This window comes from Prevotella sp. khp1, assembly GCF_900102205.1.
In the GTDB taxonomy this organism is placed as follows: Bacteria; Bacteroidota; Bacteroidia; order Bacteroidales; family Bacteroidaceae; genus Prevotella; species Prevotella ruminicola.
Window position 1 is genome coordinate 140,221 of sequence record NZ_FNJZ01000005.1, and the last position, 16,576, is coordinate 156,796.

The following is a 16,576-nucleotide window of genomic DNA, read 5'->3' on the forward strand; positions in this document are numbered from 1 at the left end:
TATGAATAGATTTAGAATATTTGTACTACTTTTGGCCTGCCACCTGTCATTTGGCACCGCATACGCTCAAAAAGACAGCATCATTGTTTACAATGATCAGCGACCGCTGGTGTATGAGGATGCCTGGGACCTGTGGCCCTATGTATTCCTGAACGAGAACGGCGAACCTGACGGCTATAATATCGACCTTTTGAAGATGATTTTCAAAGAACTCGACATTCCATACGTTATCAGACTACGCCCTACTCTGGAAGCACAGAAAGACCTGAAAGACCATAAGTCGGACCTGATGCTGAGAATGGATGCCGACTTTGCCCGCAACAACTCATCCTACGGAAAAACCATTGTGCAGATATTCACCCATAGTCTGGTAACTCCTAAAAGTCAGGCTATCCATGCCAAGGCAGGAAAAGACCTTACCGACTACTCTATCATTGTGCATGAGGGCAGTTTCAGTCACCACAAACTGATTGATAACGGATGGGCCAAGGAAATCATCCCCTTCGACGACATGAAAGAGGCCATACAGACAGTAAGTTCTGAAAACAAAGGTGTGATACTTTGGAACTCTATGTCGCTGAAGTGGCTGATGATGAAATACCATACCGACAACCTGGAACTCACTCCCTTCGACTTTCCCTATGGCGAATATAAGTTCTTTGCCAACGACCATCACCTGCTGGCGCAACTGGACAGTGTTTACTCGAAACTGCGCGCCAACGATCAGTTGACTGCTATCCAGAACAAGTGGTTCTACCCAGAGCGCCAGGAATCGGGTATCCCTTCGTGGATTTGGGATTGGATTAAGTTCTTTGCCATCCTGGCTTTGGCCATAATCATTTACTATGCCTTCTTCAAGATTCGCGAACACAAAATGACAAAGAAGATCTTGAAGGAAAACGAACGTCTGTCGTTGGTTATGCGTACCAGTAACGTAAAGTTCTGTACTTACGATGTGGCCTCACAGTTCTTTGTGATGATGGATTCGGCCGGCTACCCCGAGCGCAACTATTCGCTGCTGGAATTCTCACACCGATTCGATCCTAACGACTTTACGCAACTTACCGAAGCCTTGCGCCTGGTTATCGAGGAGAAAGTTCCCACCTATACCTTGCAACTCAAGGAATACGAGAACGACCTGATTCATAGCAACAACTATACGGCTACCCTGTCGGTATTGCGACGCGATAAACACAAGAAACCATCAGTTATTATCTGTTCGAAGACCGATACCACCCAGGAGCGTATGCGCCAACAGCTCATTAAGGAGTCGATGCTGCGTTATCAGTCGCTGTTTAACTCGGCTATGGTTGATATGGTGTACTATGATGCCGATGGTTATATCACCGATATGAACTCCAAATCACTTGCTGTAGTAGGAGTTGACATAGAAACAATCAAAAAACTGCACATCTCACTATCCGATGTGCTGGGTATAGAAGATTTGGATCTCGACGACTTCGAAATCTTCTATGCCACACAGATTTACAACGGACCTGACGATGGGCGTACACTGAACAATCTGTTGGAACGCGACAAGTTATACTACGAGCTGCAGGTAATGCCTATCCGCGATAACAATGGTAAGCGCATCGGTTTCTTCGGTTCTGGACGTAATGTAACCGAGGTTGCCCATTCGTACCGACAGCTGCAGGAGAACACCAACGAACTGCAAGAGGCACAGGACGAGGTTACCAGCTATGTGCGTAACATCGACTATGTGCTGGCAGTAGGAGGCATCAGTCTGGCCAAGTATCACCTTGACACGCACACACTAACCGTATTCAGCGAAATCAATCACGAGAAATATTCGCTAACCCAAACCAGGGCATTGGCATTCATCGCCCCCTCATCAGAGAAACAGGCACTGCGCATACTGAACAAGATGGATAATAAGCAGCCTGGCAGTCTGCGAGCCGAAATCAAGACCTGCATCAGGCGCAAGGACCACGTAACCCTGTACCTGCAGTTTAACTTTGTGCCCACCTATAAGGATGGACAGATAGTGGAATACTTCGGACTGATTCGTGACATCAGTGATATAAAGGCCGTGGAAGAGAAACTAGCATTGGAGTCGGTTCGTGCCCAGGAGGTAGAGACAGTGAAGAACGCCTTCCTGCACAACATGAGCCACGAGATACGTACACCATTGAATACGGTAGTAGGATTCTCCGAATTGTTTGAGATGGATCACTCGCCTGAAGACGAGGCTGTATTTATCAATGAGATTAAGGAGAGCTCGGCCTCGCTGCTCAAACTGATCAACGACATTCTGTTCCTGTCGCGACTGGATGCCGGCATGATTACCATCTCGCCTCAGCCCATCGATCTGGCCAGCATTTTCGAGGGCCGTTGCTCATCTGTATGGGACAACCACAGGCAACCAGGCGTAGAGTATATTGCACAGAATCCGTTTAAGCGATTGATAGTTGAGATTGATGAGCCCAATGTATCGATGATTCTCAACAAGATACTCACTAATGCCATACAACACACCACCTCGGGATCGGTATTGGCACGCTACGAATTTATTGCCGACCGCCTGATTGTATCGGTAGAAGATACCGGATGTGGCATTAAGCAAGAAGACATCGAGCACATATTCGACCGATTTGTAACCGGTGCCAACAATGGTGCAGGCTTGGGTCTCAGTATCTGCCATGAGTTGGTAGAGTATATGGGCGGACAGATAGAGCTTAAATCTACCGAAGGCAAGGGCACCATGGTATGGTTCTCGATACCTTGTAAGCTGATTGAAATGGAACGTTGTTAAATCCGAAACTTGATGATCATGACAAAAAAGATATTCATACTTGCTATTACCAGTTTGCTTGCCTTGTGCCACGTGCAGCAAGCGGCAGCTAAATATATACGTGAATACACCACCGATAAACCGCTGATTATTGTGAGCGACTGGGAGTTTCCGCCTTATGAGTTCAGAAACGACATGGGCGAACCTGATGGCTACAATGTTGAGGTGCTGAATCTGATATTAGACAAACTGGGTATTCCGCACAAGTTCATCATGAAAGAGTGGTACCAGTGTACAGAGACTTTCGACAGGCACGAGGCCGACCTTATCCACTGTCTGAAGTTTAAATACGACCGTCCCCCATTCGAGTACACCCAGAACATGATTACCTATTATAATGTAAGGGCTGTACGACTGAAGGGTACCCGTCCACTCCGACGCATCAGTCAGCTTACTAAGAATGATACACTGACAGTGAAGAAAAACGACTATGTAGACTTGAAGGTAGCCGAACAGAAGAGCAAGCCGTTTAGGGTAGAATACCATTCACCCCGCGAGGCCCTGATGGGTATCCGAAGTGGCAAGTACAAGTACTACATGTGGGGCGAACAGCCACTGATGATGAAGGTTAAGGAGCTGAACATTGATGGCATTGAGTTTGACGAGACCGACATCCCTGCTGGCGAGTTGCGTATCATCGGTTACGATAAGGATCTGATTCACGCCATCGACGATACGTTTGCACGTATGGAGCAGTCGGGCGATGTCGAAAGGATATACGACAGGTGGTTCCATCCCGAGAATGTACACAACGATGCATCGCCCATGGCACTCATTCTGCTGGTTGGCATCATCGCAGCAGCCATCATCTTCCTGCTGTTCAGTCAGGTGATGCGTACCCGCGTTCGAAAGGCTGTTGAGAAATCGGTTGACCTGAACGAGATGATGCAGAAAGCACTGAGTTCAGGTAAATACTATGTGATTGAGTTCGACATCCAGACACAATGGTTGAAAAACAGATATGGCGACATGCTACCTGAAGAAGGTATGAGTCACGCCGTATTTATGGATCGCCTACCCGAAGAAGAGAAGGGTAAATTCAGCGAAGCCATGCGCTTAATGAGTCAAGGTCATAAGGATCTGGGCTATCTGAAGCGTCGTTATAACAGAGGAACAATAGAAAAACCCGACTGGCATTGGATTGAGGGACACGCCGTAGTAGAATACGACGAAGACAAACCACGTTACATCATTACCTCGTTCAGGGATTACACCAACGAGGTACAAGAGGAGCGCATGAACGAAGAGATAGCCAGCAAATACCAGAACATGTTCGAGTATGGCTTGATAGCCATGTCGTTCTATGACAAGGATGGTAAACTGATTGACGTGAACCGTCGCATGGCCGACCTCTGCGAGTTTGACAAGGATGGCGAGGAGTTCTTCCGCCAGATGAACCTGTTCGAAGTTCCCCTGGTAAAAGGCCTGTACCACAAAGGCGACAAAGAGAACTTCCACGTTTGTCAGCGCATGTTCTATCCCGAGATTGGCATCTACAAGTATATCGAGATTAAGGTGCGCCCAACATTCGATGAGAATGGCGAGATGCAGTTCTACGTGGTAACGGCCCGCGATATGACTGCCGAACGACACCTATATCTGGAACAGCATAGGCACGATACCGAGATTCGTAAAGCCACCGAAGATATCAAGACCTACGAGAACCAACTGGGTTATCTGCTTGAAACCTGTAAGATGTTTGTTTGGACATTCGACTTGAAAGAGGGACTCATCCACTTCAGTTATAGTGGTCGCAAAACCGACTATACCAAGACTCTGGATGAATTCTATGGAGGCGTAACTGACGAGTTTAGCGAAAATGCACTCAAGGATGCTATGGCAACAATTGCCCAAGCTAAGCCATACAACCAAACCATCCACTTCAAGTACACCGTTATCAACCCTAATCCTGTATGGTATGCCATCAGCGGTATTCCTAGTTTCGATGAGAATGGAAAGGTATATCAGTATTTTGGTGTGGCTCGTAACATCGACACCCTGATGGAAGCCCAGCAGAAACTGAAAGACGAGACCCTGCGCGCTGAGGAATCAGGTAAGATGAAGGCAGCCTTCCTGGCTAATATGACCCATGAGATACGCACGCCACTGAATGCCATTGTGGGATTCAGCGATCTGTTGCCAGTGGTTGAGGAACATAGCGAGCGTATGGAGTTTATCCGCATTATCCGCAACAACTGCGACATGCTGATGCGACTCATCAACGATATCCTCGAAGCCTCGAATGTGGGTCAGGCACTGGCCATCCAACCCGAGCAGGTTGACTTTGCCAAGGTATTCGACGACATCTGTCAGACATTGGCACAGCGTGTAGATGAGGCAGGCGTACAGTTCATTAAGGATAATCCATACGACACCTTCCCTGCCACGCTCGATAAGGGCCGCATACAACAGGTACTTACCAACTTTACCACCAATGCCATCAAGTACACCCACGAAGGACACATCAAGGTGGGCTATCGCGAGCAGGATGGCGGCATCTACTTCTACTGCGAAGATACAGGTGCTGGTATCCCCAAGGATAAGCAGGCTGCTGTGTTTGAGCGTTTTGTAAAGCTGAACGACTTTGTACAGGGTACAGGTTTAGGATTGAGTATCTGTAAGGCTATTGCCGAACGATGCGAAGGAAAGATTGGTGTTGAATCAGAAGGTGAAGGTCATGGTTCTACCTTCTGGATGTGGATACCAAGGAAATAAAAAAAAAGCCCTCGCCATTTAGCGAGGGCTTATTATTTAGAAGAACAATGCTCTTTCAACCCAGTAAGTAAGAATACCTGCCAGATAGCCCACAAAAGCCACCCAGGTAATCTTCTTCATATACCAGCCAAAGGTAATCTTCTCGAGACCCATCACAACCACGCCAGCAGCCGATCCGATGATAAGCATTGAACCGCCCACACCAGCACAGTAGGCCAGCAACTGCCAGAAGATACCATCGATAGCCATATCGCCAGTAGCAGCCACAGGATACATACCCATACATCCGGCTACCAGAGGCACATTATCAACAATCGACGAGAGCACACCGATAATACCTGTTACCAGGAAGTGATTACCCTCGAAAGTGGTATCAAGTACGCCACCCAGCATGGTGAGTACGCCAACCTCCTGCAGTACGGCTACAGCCATCAGGATTCCCAGGAAGAACATAATGGTAGACAGGTCGATACGCGACAGCAGATCGCTTACACGCTTGGCCATGGTGTCATCATCCGAAGCACTGTAGTGGAAGATCTCTGTAACTGTCCAAAGCAGACCCAGAACAAGCAGGATGCCCATGAATGGAGGCAGATGAGTAATCGTCTTGAAGATGGGCACAAAGCACAGACCGCCTACACCCAGCCAGAAGATGATGTCGCGCTGCGACTTGGTAAAGGTACTGACATCGGCCTTTGGCAGATTCTGCTCCTTATCAAACTTGCCTTCCAACTGATACTGCAGGATAAAGGCAGGTACCAGCATAGAAATCAGCGATGGGATAAAGATTTCGGTCAGCACACCCTGAGTAGTAATAACGCCCTTAATCCAAAGCATGATGGTGGTTACATCGCCAATAGGCGAGAATGCGCCTCCCGAGTTAGCCGAGATAACTACCAGAGCTGCATAGATCAATCGGTCGTTACGACTCTGAACCAACTTACGCAGCACCATAATCATCACGATAGATGTTGTTAGGTTATCAAGAATAGCTGAAAGGAAGAAGGTCATAAAGGCCATTCGCCACATCAGCTTACGCTTAGAGCGTGTCTTTATGGCATCGCGAACAAAGTTAAAACCACCGTTTGAGTCTACAATCTCTACGATGGTCATGGCACCCATCAGGAAGAACAAGGTACCTGCGGCATCGCCCAAATGATGTTCGATAACTTCGGATATGTGGTGCATCACATCACTGCCCAGTAAGCTGGGATAATACGACATTGGATCAAGCATAAGCAGTGTCCAGCACAGCACACACATCAGCAGCGCAATAGCCGCTTTATTTACTTTTGTCAGGCTCTCAAGAGCTATACAAAGATAGCCTATACAGAACACAACGACAATCAAAATTGTTAATGTTGACATTTTTGTTTAGAATACTTTTTAATTATTGTTTTGAATTTGGCTGCAAAGGTACGAATAAGTGAGAAGAAAACCAAATATTATTTGAGTTTTCTCGAACGGAAGTACCTTAGAGCGAAGCTCAGAGGTAATAATAAGTTAGAAGAATACCAAATAAAACCCGAAAAGTTTGTTGCTTAGCGAAAAAGTTTGTATATTTGCACTCCATATGAACAACGAACTGAATAATGAAGTAAAGTGGAGTGACAACGTGGTACTGGTAGATGCAGACTACGTTGACACTGTGGCATTTAATCTCATTGTTAACTTCGAGCGCATGATTGGAAGACGCATTCCACAGGCAGATATCGCCAAGTGGCTTGACTGCGTGGCACTCGATGGCGGCGTGAGAGAGGGTGAGAACGAGATACAGGTAATCCTGATTCACCAGAAGGACCAGCAGCAGATGAAAAACTTCGTACCAGGAAACTATGCTAACGACTTGAGCGAAAAGGCATTCAAGGATCATCTGGGCGAGTTTACCATCAATGCCTACCAGCCCGAAGAGTTTGCCAAGACTGGCGATTTCTTTTGCGAGGTACTCGAACTGGTTTGCGCCCAGAAGAACATTAAGCGCCTGATGGTGATTCCTAATGCCGAAGATGCCTCTATATATAATAAGGTACGCGAGACGTTGCGCCATGCCGACGATGATGATAAGCGCATCACCGTGTTCAGCATGCAGCCACAAACAGGCGGTAACTATCGTCAGGAAATCTTAGGCTACTCGCTAATGGCAGCACTCGGTATCAAAGCCGACGAGATTAAAGATTAAAGATTAAAGGCCTCGATTAAGTGAGAGCAAAGCCAAGCTTGCTTGAGCTATGCCGAACGTGAGAGGGCTCAATACGAAGTATTAACATTAAAAATTATAGGACTATGGCAAAAGTATTAATGATTGGCGCTGGTGGCGTGGCTACCGTTGCAGCGTTTAAGATTGCTCAGAACGCTGACGTGTTTACAGAGTTTATGATTGCTAGTCGCCGTAAGGCCAAGTGCGATAAGATTGTGGAGGATATCCACAAGGCTGGATATAAAATGGATATTAAGACCGCTCAGGTTGATGCTGATGATGTAGAGCAGCTCAAGGTGCTGTTCAACGACTTCAAGCCCGAGCTGGTTATCAACCTGGCCCTGCCCTATCAGGACCTGACTATTATGGATGCTTGCTTGGCTTGCGGTTGCAACTATCTCGATACAGCCAACTACGAGCCAAAGGACGAGGCTCACTTTGAGTACTCATGGCAGTGGGCTTATCGCGAGCGCTTTGAGAAGGCTGGACTGACAGCTATCTTGGGCTGCGGTTTCGACCCAGGTGTAACTTCAATCTACACCGCTTATGCTGCCAAGCATCACTTCAAGGAGATTCAGTATCTGGATATTGTTGACTGTAACGCTGGCGACCACCACAAGGCTTTCGCTACCAACTTCAACCCAGAGATCAACATCCGCGAGATTACCCAGAAGGGACTGTACTGGGAAGATGGCAAGTGGGTTGAGACTGAGCCTCTGGAGATTCACAAGGATCTTACCTATCCAGAGATCGGTCCTCGCGACAGCTACCTGCTGCACCACGAGGAAATCGAGAGTCTGGTTATCAACTACCCCACCATCAAGCGTGCCCGTTTCTGGATGACCTTCGGTCAGCAGTATCTGAAGCACCTCGAAGTGATTCAGAATATTGGCATGAGCCGTATCGACGAGGTAGAGTACGAGGCTCCATTGGCCGATGGTACTGGTACTGCCAAGGTAAAAATTGTACCTCTGCAGTTCCTGAAGGCTGTGCTGCCTAACCCACAGGATCTTGGCGAGAACTACGAGGGACAAACCTCTATCGGCTGCCGCATCCGTGGTATTGGCAACGATGGCAAGGAGCACACCTATTATGTATACAACAACTGCAGCCACCGTGCCGCTTACGAGGAGACAGGTATGCAGGGTGTTAGCTACACCACAGGTGTACCTGCAATGATTGGTGCCATGATGTTCTGCAAGGGTCTTTGGAACACCCCAGGTGTGCACAACGTAGAGGAGTTCGATCCCGATCCATTCATGGAGCAGCTCAACAAGCAGGGTCTGCCTTGGCATGAGATCCACGATGGCGACTTGGAATTATAATCAATTATAAATAATAACTCATCAAATAGTATAACTAACTATGGCAAAAGAAAAAGATGAGGCCTTGTCGCCTCAGCAGGAGAAGTTGAAAGCGCTTCAGGCTGCCATGTCGAAGATTGAGAAAGACTATGGTAAGGGCTCGATTATGCGCATGGGAGACGAGCAGATAGATAATGTAGAAGTTATCCCAACAGGTTCGATAGGTTTGAATGCAGCCTTAGGTGTAGGTGGCTACCCCAAAGGTCGTATCATCGAGATATATGGTCCCGAGTCGTCAGGTAAAACCACACTGGCTATCCACGCTATTGCCGAGTGCCAGAAGAATGGTGGTATTGCCGCTTTCATCGATGCCGAGCATGCTTTCGACCGTTTCTATGCAGCCCACCTGGGTGTTGATGTAGAGAACCTCTATATCTCACAGCCCGATAATGGTGAGCAGGCTCTGGAAATTGCCGACCAGTTGATTCGTTCGAGTGCTATCGATATCATCGTCATCGACTCTGTAGCCGCTCTGACTCCTAAGAAGGAGATTGAGGGCGACATGGGTGATTCTGCAGTTGGTCTGCAGGCCCGTCTGATGAGCCAGGCACTCCGCAAGCTCACCTCAACCATCTCGAAGACCAACACTACCTGTATCTTCATCAACCAGTTGCGTGAGAAGATTGGCGTAATGTTCGGTAACCCCGAAACTACCACAGGTGGTAACGCCCTGAAGTTCTACGCTTCAGTACGTCTGGATATCCGCAAGGTTACTGCCATTAAGGATGGCGACAACATCATTGGTAACCAGGTACGCGTAAAGGTGATTAAGAATAAGGTAGCTCCCCCATTCCGCAAGGCCGAATTCGAGATTACCTTTGGCGAGGGCATCTCAAAGATTGGCGAGATTGTAGATCTGGGTGTTGAGTACGAGATTATCAAGAAGAGTGGTTCATGGTTCAGCTATGGCGACTCGAAACTGGCCCAGGGCCGCGATGCAGTAAAAGCGCTGCTCAAGGATAACCCAGAGCTTTGCGAGGAACTCGAAGCAAAGATTATGGAAGCTATCGCTGACAAGAAATAATAAAAACAATTATCCCAGCCGCTTGGCTGGGATAATTGTTTATTCGGCTGTTGGATCGGCTTTACCACCCATCCAACCCTTTACTGGCTGAGGTTTCTTCTTTTTCTTACCAGTGCCTTCGTTCATATCCTTTACGCTGGTTTTCTTAACCACACCCGTTCCGTCGAACTCTACATACAGCAGTTTATCGTTCGAGCGGTTAAACACCCAGAAGTACTGTCCACCCTGTCCGTGCTCGACCTTATCGGGCTCACCAGCTGCCATCTGAACCTCGTCCTCGCTCATACCGACACCTACGTGTCCGGCACGAATCATAGCACGACTGGCTTCGCTGGTTACAACCTTCTTACCAGGACCAGGAGCAAATATCAAACCGAAGAACTGATCGGGATGAGCCTCGCTCTGATACTGATCAAGGAAGCACTCGGAATAGAAGTAGGTACCAAGGGTGGTATTCTTCAGCTTAACGGTAGCCATATTATCACTCTTGTGGGGCGTAATCGATTCAATCTTGTACTCAGCCAAACGTGGGATAGCCTGCTGCTTGCTGGTGACCTCGTTCAGCATCTTTACAGGAATCTTGGTGTGTACAACCTTACCAATAAACAGCTTGTAGTTGCGACTGCTGATTGACATGATGTCGTCCTGCAACTCAAACGAGTTATTAAACAAGAATCGAGCATCTTCACCTGCCAACTCATCGTCGCGCAGTCCGCAGTTGGTTCTCGACATCGTTACGTTCTGGTAGAACTGGTTGCCATCCTTATCCTCGACCACGATTTTAACAGGGAAATTACGCGAGCCAACACCTACAGCCACTACCTTAACCACCATATCCTGGTCAACCAGCACCTCCTGATAGCCCTCGCCATCATACTCGGTATCCATACGGTAAAGCTTGGTCTTGGTGTACAGCATCTTATCCATCAGCTTCTCCTTGGCAATATCCACATCGCCCAGATAGGCCAATGTGGGCACACCCGTTTTCTGGAAGCAATAGTCCTCAAAGGTGCCGTAATCTATCTCGTAATAATAGAATTTGCCATCATCCTGACACTGGAAGTTAATCAGGGCATGACCATCCTTACTCTCCGAATGGCCTTTATAGATCATGATTTTGTACTTCAATGTGAGGTTGCTCACATTCTTGCCCGTGGCAGTTTCAGTAAAAGTTTTCACCACCAGGTCGTACTTATCAGGCATCACCATAAACTTCATACCTTCCTCCCAATCGCACAAACTGTGGAAGCGGAAGTTCTGGCTGATGAAGTCCTTAGCACTCTCCTCATCCTCCTCCATCGCTTCGGCAATCTCGTCTGCCATATGATTCTGAGCGCTCTTGGTAGCGCCCTTAGTCTTTACAATATAAGAGTTGGTCTGAGCCGAGGCTGCCATAAAGGCAAACGCCATACAGGCAGTTAAAAACGTTTTTTTCATCATGACCGATTGTTTTAATATAGAATTCTGTGTGCAAAGATAGACTTTTTCGGATGAATATCCAAATATTTTGTGCCAAAATGACGTAATAAAAAACATTTTTATCATAAAAGGACATTTTGGCACATGCTTTGCACTCCCGATTGTGACAAATTGAGTATAAATTAAAAAAATATAAGAATTATGGGAAAGATTATTGGAATCGATTTAGGAACTACCAACAGCTGTGTTGCCGTATTCGAGGGTAACGAGCCAGTAGTAATTGCCAACAGCGAGGGTAAGCGTACAACACCTTCAGTAGTTGGTTTTGTTGATAACGGTGAGCGTAAGATCGGTGACCCTGCTAAGCGTCAGGCCATCACTAATCCTAAGAACACTGTTTACTCTATTAAGCGTTTCATGGGTGAGAACTGGCAGCAGACCGAGAAGGAGATTGGTCGTGTACCATATACTGTAGTTAACGAGGGTGGCTACCCACGTGTAGATATCAACGGTCGTAAGTACACGCCACAGGAGATTTCTGCTATGGTTCTTCAGAAGATGAAGAAGACTGCAGAGGACTACCTGGGTCAGGAGGTTACCGAGGCTGTTATCACCGTACCTGCTTACTTCTCTGATTCTCAGCGTCAGGCTACTAAAGAGGCTGGTCAGATTGCCGGTCTCGACGTAAAGCGTATTGTAAACGAGCCTACAGCCGCAGCTCTGGCTTACGGTGTTGACAAGGCTAACAAGGATATGAAGATTGCTGTATTCGACCTGGGTGGTGGTACATTCGATATCTCTATTCTGGAGTTCGGTGGCGGCGTATTCGAGGTACTCTCTACCAATGGTGATACTCACCTGGGTGGTGACGACTTCGACCAGGTTATCATCGACTGGCTGGTACAGGAGTTCAAGAACGACGAGGGTGCCGACCTGACTGCCGATCCTATGGCTATGCAGCGCCTGAAGGAGGCTGCCGAGAAGGCTAAGATCGAGCTGTCTTCTTCTACAAGCACCGAGATTAACCTGCCTTACATCATGCCTGTAGCAGGTGTACCTAAGCACTTGGTTAAGACTCTTACCCGTGCTAAGTTCGAGCAGCTGGCTCACGACCTCATCCAGGCTTGTCTGGCTCCATGTCAGAAGGCTATGGCCGATGCTAAGCTGAACACAGCTGATATCGACGAGGTAATCCTGGTAGGTGGTTCAAGCCGTATCCCAGCTGTTCAGACTCTGGTTAAGAACTACTTCGGTAAGGAGCCTTCAAAGGGTGTTAACCCCGACGAGGTTGTAGCCGTAGGTGCTTCTATTCAGGGTGCTATCCTGAACAAGGAAGGTGGCGTAGGCGACATCGTACTGCTCGACGTTACTCCTCTTACACTGGGTATCGAGACCATGGGTGGTGTAATGACCAAGCTGATCGAGGCTAACACCACTATCCCTTGCAAGAAGAGCGAGACATTCTCTACAGCAGCTGATAACCAGACCGAGGTAACGATCCACGTTCTGCAGGGTGAGCGCCCAATGGCTGCTCAGAACAAGAGCATCGGACAGTTCAACCTTACAGGTATCGCTCCAGCACGTCGTGGTATTCCTCAGATCGAGGTAACCTTCGATATCGATGCCAACGGTATCCTCAAGGTATCTGCCAAGGATAAGGCTACAGGCAAGGAGCAGGCTATCCGCATCGAGGCTTCATCTGGTCTGTCACAGGACGAGATCAACCGCATGAAGGCCGAGGCAGAGCAGAATGCAGAGAACGATAAGAAGGAGCGCGAGCGCATTGACAAGCTGAACCAGGCCGACTCAATGATTTTCCAGACCGAGAATCAGCTGAAGGAGCTTGGCGATAAGATCCCTGCACAGCACAAGCCAGCTATCGAGCAGGCTCTGCAGCAGCTTAAGGATGCCCACAAGGCAGGCGACGTAGCTGCTATCGACACAGCTATCGCAGCCCTGAACACTGCTTGGCAGACTGCTTCACAGCAGATGTACCAGCAGAGCGGTGCAGCCGGTCAGCCTGGTGGCGACCAGTTCCAGGGCGGTCAGCAGCAGGCCCAGCAGGGTCCAAAGCCTGAGGATATTCAGGACGCTGACTTTGAGGAGGTAAAGTAAATTATTGATTTACTTACAACATAACCAAGAGGTGCAGATTCAACGTCTGCACCTCTTTTGTTTTATTTCTCAATCAACCAGTATGCCATATAATTCCATTTCCACAAAAATTTTTCGGCATATTGCCTACATGCCTACATAAAATCGCTCGAAAACCGCATGCATAAAGGGTTTCTGGCGTTTTCAAGCCTACATAAAGTACCACAAAAGCCTACATAAAGCCTACATAAAATCGACCGAAAAGTAGCTTTTTAGGGTATGAAAAGTAGCTTTTGGGCCTTTTGATGCTTACTTATCAGTATGCGAAAAGCTACTTTCTGCCTTACGAAAACATACTTATTAATGTACTCGCAATATTTCTCCCTAAAGGATGTGGCGAAATTCTCTAGAGAATTTTCGGCTAAGTGCCTTACTAAACATTACTGAGTGCCTTGGTAGCTGCGAAATTCTCTAGAGAATTTCGCAACGAGTATTAAGGATAAAAGCTGCTAACCAGGCAAGCAATATCTGTTAGTACGTGGGTAAACGGCAAAAACATGTAGGCTGCATGTAGGCTTTATGTAGGCTTTTGTGGGGCTTTATGTAGGCTATAATCTTTGTAACATGTTGTATAATAGGTATTTACAATAAAAACATGTAGGCATGTAGGCTAATTACATAATTTTCAATAATAATAATGTTTATTCTATAGAAAAAATATACGATAGGGAATCTAAGACTTTGGCATATATCCTGCCTAATCTATCGACCATACAATGTTTTTTGTTTGCGAACACATTATTTTTGCGCAACAGTTAACACTAATTAACCCTACACCAAATACAACATACTTGTATTTTTCGTATATTTGCGCCAAATATATCAATGATGAATGCAATTACTAATCTAACCTATTACAATTATGACAAAAAGAACTAATTTCGGATTTATAGCAATTGTGACCACCATGCTGGTTACGATTATGCTCTCGTCGTGTAGTCATGATAAATATCTCTACAGCGAAGAGAAAGTTGAACAGAATTTGAACGAAAAGTATGCTGCAGCTTTTGAGAAAGCGTTTGGTAAGGTTGGTTCCAATGTTGACTGGGGATTTAGCAGCAAAAGAGCCAATACACGCGCTCTAACCCGTGCTGCGGGCACTTATGCCTCGTACAAAGGTAACTTACAGCCTACCATCACATTCCCGACAGACTGTGATGCCAGCAAGTATAATCCTGATCTCACAGGTATTCCTTCTTATGAAGAATATCTGATAAGCAAAGGTACGCAATGGTGGCACCCTGAGGAAATAAACGATGGAGGAGTAGTGTATATCGACGCAGTCCAGCCTATAAAAATCTCTGGCGGCACTGAAGATGCACATGCAAAGCTTTACATCAAGGCAGGAACGTATAATTTCACAGGAGTATCGTTTGATTTAGGCAAGTATACTGACTTGTATCTATTAGAAGGTGCAACTGTTACATTCGATAACACTGTTGCTTCTACCGCCACATTTGATATATACATTGCTCAAGAAGCCAAGCTGATTGCCAACGGCGAAAACGGTTTAGTTGCGAATTCTGGTGCCCGAGTATATAATCATGGTACAATAACATGTTCTACATTTGGAATGAACTCGACCAGTTTCCTCTATAATGTTGGCACACTGGAAGCAGGAAGCGTGAATGCCGAAAGCAATGATAGCCGTATTGTAAACGATGGTACCATCACTGCCACCAATGTTACAGTGAACGCGGGTGCTGTACAAAACAACGCAGAGTGGAACGTTACGGGCACTACCGAGATCAATTCCAACAACTCTGGTTGGGTAAACAATGGCCATTGGACTACTTATGACTATGCCTACATCGGTGGAAGCGAGAACGTAATCAACAACTGTTTCCTTGAGGTGGAAAACGATTTTGCCATGAACATCTCATCAGATCAAGGATCATTTAAGATTGATGCGGGCTGCGGTGTGCTTACTAAGTATTTTGACGGAGGTAGAACAAGTTCTGGTGCCGTAGCAGGTCCGTTTAAGATCGTGATGGGTGAGAATGCCGTATTTACAGTCGAGGAAACAGCCCTGTTCGAGTGTGGAATAGATGGTGAAGCTGGCTATGGCATCTATAGTATATCGCCAACAGGATATGCTGTATTCCAAGCTAAGGATATTGTGAGAGACCCAAATCTTGCAAGTAGTGACACCCATGGTGCAGTAACCTATGGCGGAAACCTATACGTTTCGGCCGAGACACATTTTGCACAAGGCAGCGATGGTAGCGGCAATAAGTTTATCTATGAGAAAGACGGGTTCAGCATAGCTAACAATATTTATGCTGCAGGCTTTAAGTCAGGCAAGCCATCCATCAACATTCCTGCAACACCATGTAACCCAGGCTTTGTTGGTGGTAGTCCACTTTATCGCGTGATTGCAGAGGACCTGTCGGCTTCAGAAGCTGGAGACTTCGACTTCAACGACGTTGTCTTCGATGTAGTGAAAGCAGAAGGTGGCAAGACCACACTGAGACTGATTTGTGCTGGCGGTGTGCTCCCGCTGAGAGTAATGGATATTGAGGTACACGGCTTGTTCGGCGAAACAACTCCCAACGAAAAGGGCGAATATAAGATGTATAACACGGGTGCTGGTCCGAATGTTGACCCCGTTGAGTTCGAGATTACCGGCGAGTACACCACTCCCGAGCAGATTAAGAATATCAAGATTGAGGTTAAAAAGAACGGAATATGGCTGGAACTCTACGCCACTACAGGCGAGGCTGCTTGTAAGATTCTGGTTGACGACACGTTCATACCTGTTGCTGAGAGAAGAAATATTGCTAATGAAAATAAGAAATTCACAGACTATGTACAAGGTACATTTGTAGATGAGTTCTGGTGGAAATAAACTATGTCATTAACATGTACCTGAAAAACACGAGGGGGCTCGC

9 protein-coding genes are annotated in these 16,576 nt (G+C 46.9%); 7 read left to right on the forward strand and 2 right to left on the reverse strand.

Features of this window, described 5'->3' with window-relative positions; genetic code table 11:
* Position 1 precedes the first annotated feature (1 nt).
* Together BLR73_RS12980 and BLR73_RS12985 are read left to right on the forward strand one after the other, a co-directional pair.
* Entirely contained in the window at positions 2-2,773 is a 2,772-nt protein-coding gene (locus BLR73_RS12980; RefSeq protein WP_176763694.1) for an ATP-binding protein, read from the forward strand.
* Positions 2,774-2,791: 18 nt separating this feature from the next.
* A complete protein-coding gene (locus tag BLR73_RS12985; protein ID WP_176763695.1) occupies positions 2,792-5,527 on the forward strand; it encodes an ATP-binding protein in 2,736 nt (911 codons plus the stop codon).
* Positions 5,528-5,563: 36 nt separating this feature from the next.
* On the opposite strand, the gene nhaD is transcribed toward BLR73_RS12985, so the two are convergent.
* Positions 5,564-6,895, reverse strand: coding sequence for a sodium:proton antiporter NhaD (gene nhaD, locus BLR73_RS12990; RefSeq protein WP_033151010.1), 1,332 nt, complete (start codon positions 6,893-6,895; stop codon positions 5,564-5,566).
* Positions 6,896-7,100: 205 nt separating this feature from the next.
* Between nhaD and BLR73_RS12995 the strand changes: the two genes are divergently transcribed.
* The 3 genes from BLR73_RS12995 (at position 7,101) to recA (ending at position 10,112) form a co-directional block, all read left to right on the forward strand.
* Positions 7,101-7,706 carry a DUF6621 family protein gene (locus tag BLR73_RS12995; RefSeq protein WP_091862730.1) on the forward strand — a complete coding sequence of 202 codons (606 nt, stop codon included), beginning with the start codon at positions 7,101-7,103 and terminating at the stop codon, positions 7,704-7,706.
* Positions 7,707-7,810: 104 nt separating this feature from the next.
* Complete coding sequence (locus BLR73_RS13000) at positions 7,811-9,049, forward strand: saccharopine dehydrogenase family protein (RefSeq protein ID WP_013065478.1); 1,239 nt, start codon at positions 7,811-7,813, stop codon at positions 9,047-9,049.
* A gap of 40 nt (positions 9,050-9,089) precedes the next feature.
* Positions 9,090-10,112: a recombinase RecA gene (gene recA / locus BLR73_RS13005; protein WP_013063920.1), complete on the forward strand. Its 1,023-nt coding sequence runs from the start codon at positions 9,090-9,092 to the stop codon at positions 10,110-10,112.
* 39 nt (positions 10,113-10,151) lie between these two features.
* On the opposite strand, the gene BLR73_RS13010 is transcribed toward recA, so the two are convergent.
* A complete protein-coding gene (locus tag BLR73_RS13010; protein WP_143010960.1) occupies positions 10,152-11,549 on the reverse strand; it encodes a hypothetical protein in 1,398 nt (465 codons plus the stop codon).
* A 183-nt stretch (positions 11,550-11,732) separates the two neighbouring features.
* Between BLR73_RS13010 and dnaK the strand changes: the two genes are divergently transcribed.
* Positions 11,733-13,646: a molecular chaperone DnaK gene (dnaK, locus tag BLR73_RS13015; protein ID WP_091862735.1), complete on the forward strand. Its 1,914-nt coding sequence runs from the start codon at positions 11,733-11,735 to the stop codon at positions 13,644-13,646.
* A 901-nt stretch (positions 13,647-14,547) separates the two neighbouring features.
* Positions 14,548-16,533, forward strand: coding sequence for a hypothetical protein (locus BLR73_RS13020; RefSeq protein ID WP_143010961.1), 1,986 nt, complete (start codon positions 14,548-14,550; stop codon positions 16,531-16,533).
* Positions 16,534-16,576 lie beyond the last annotated feature (43 nt).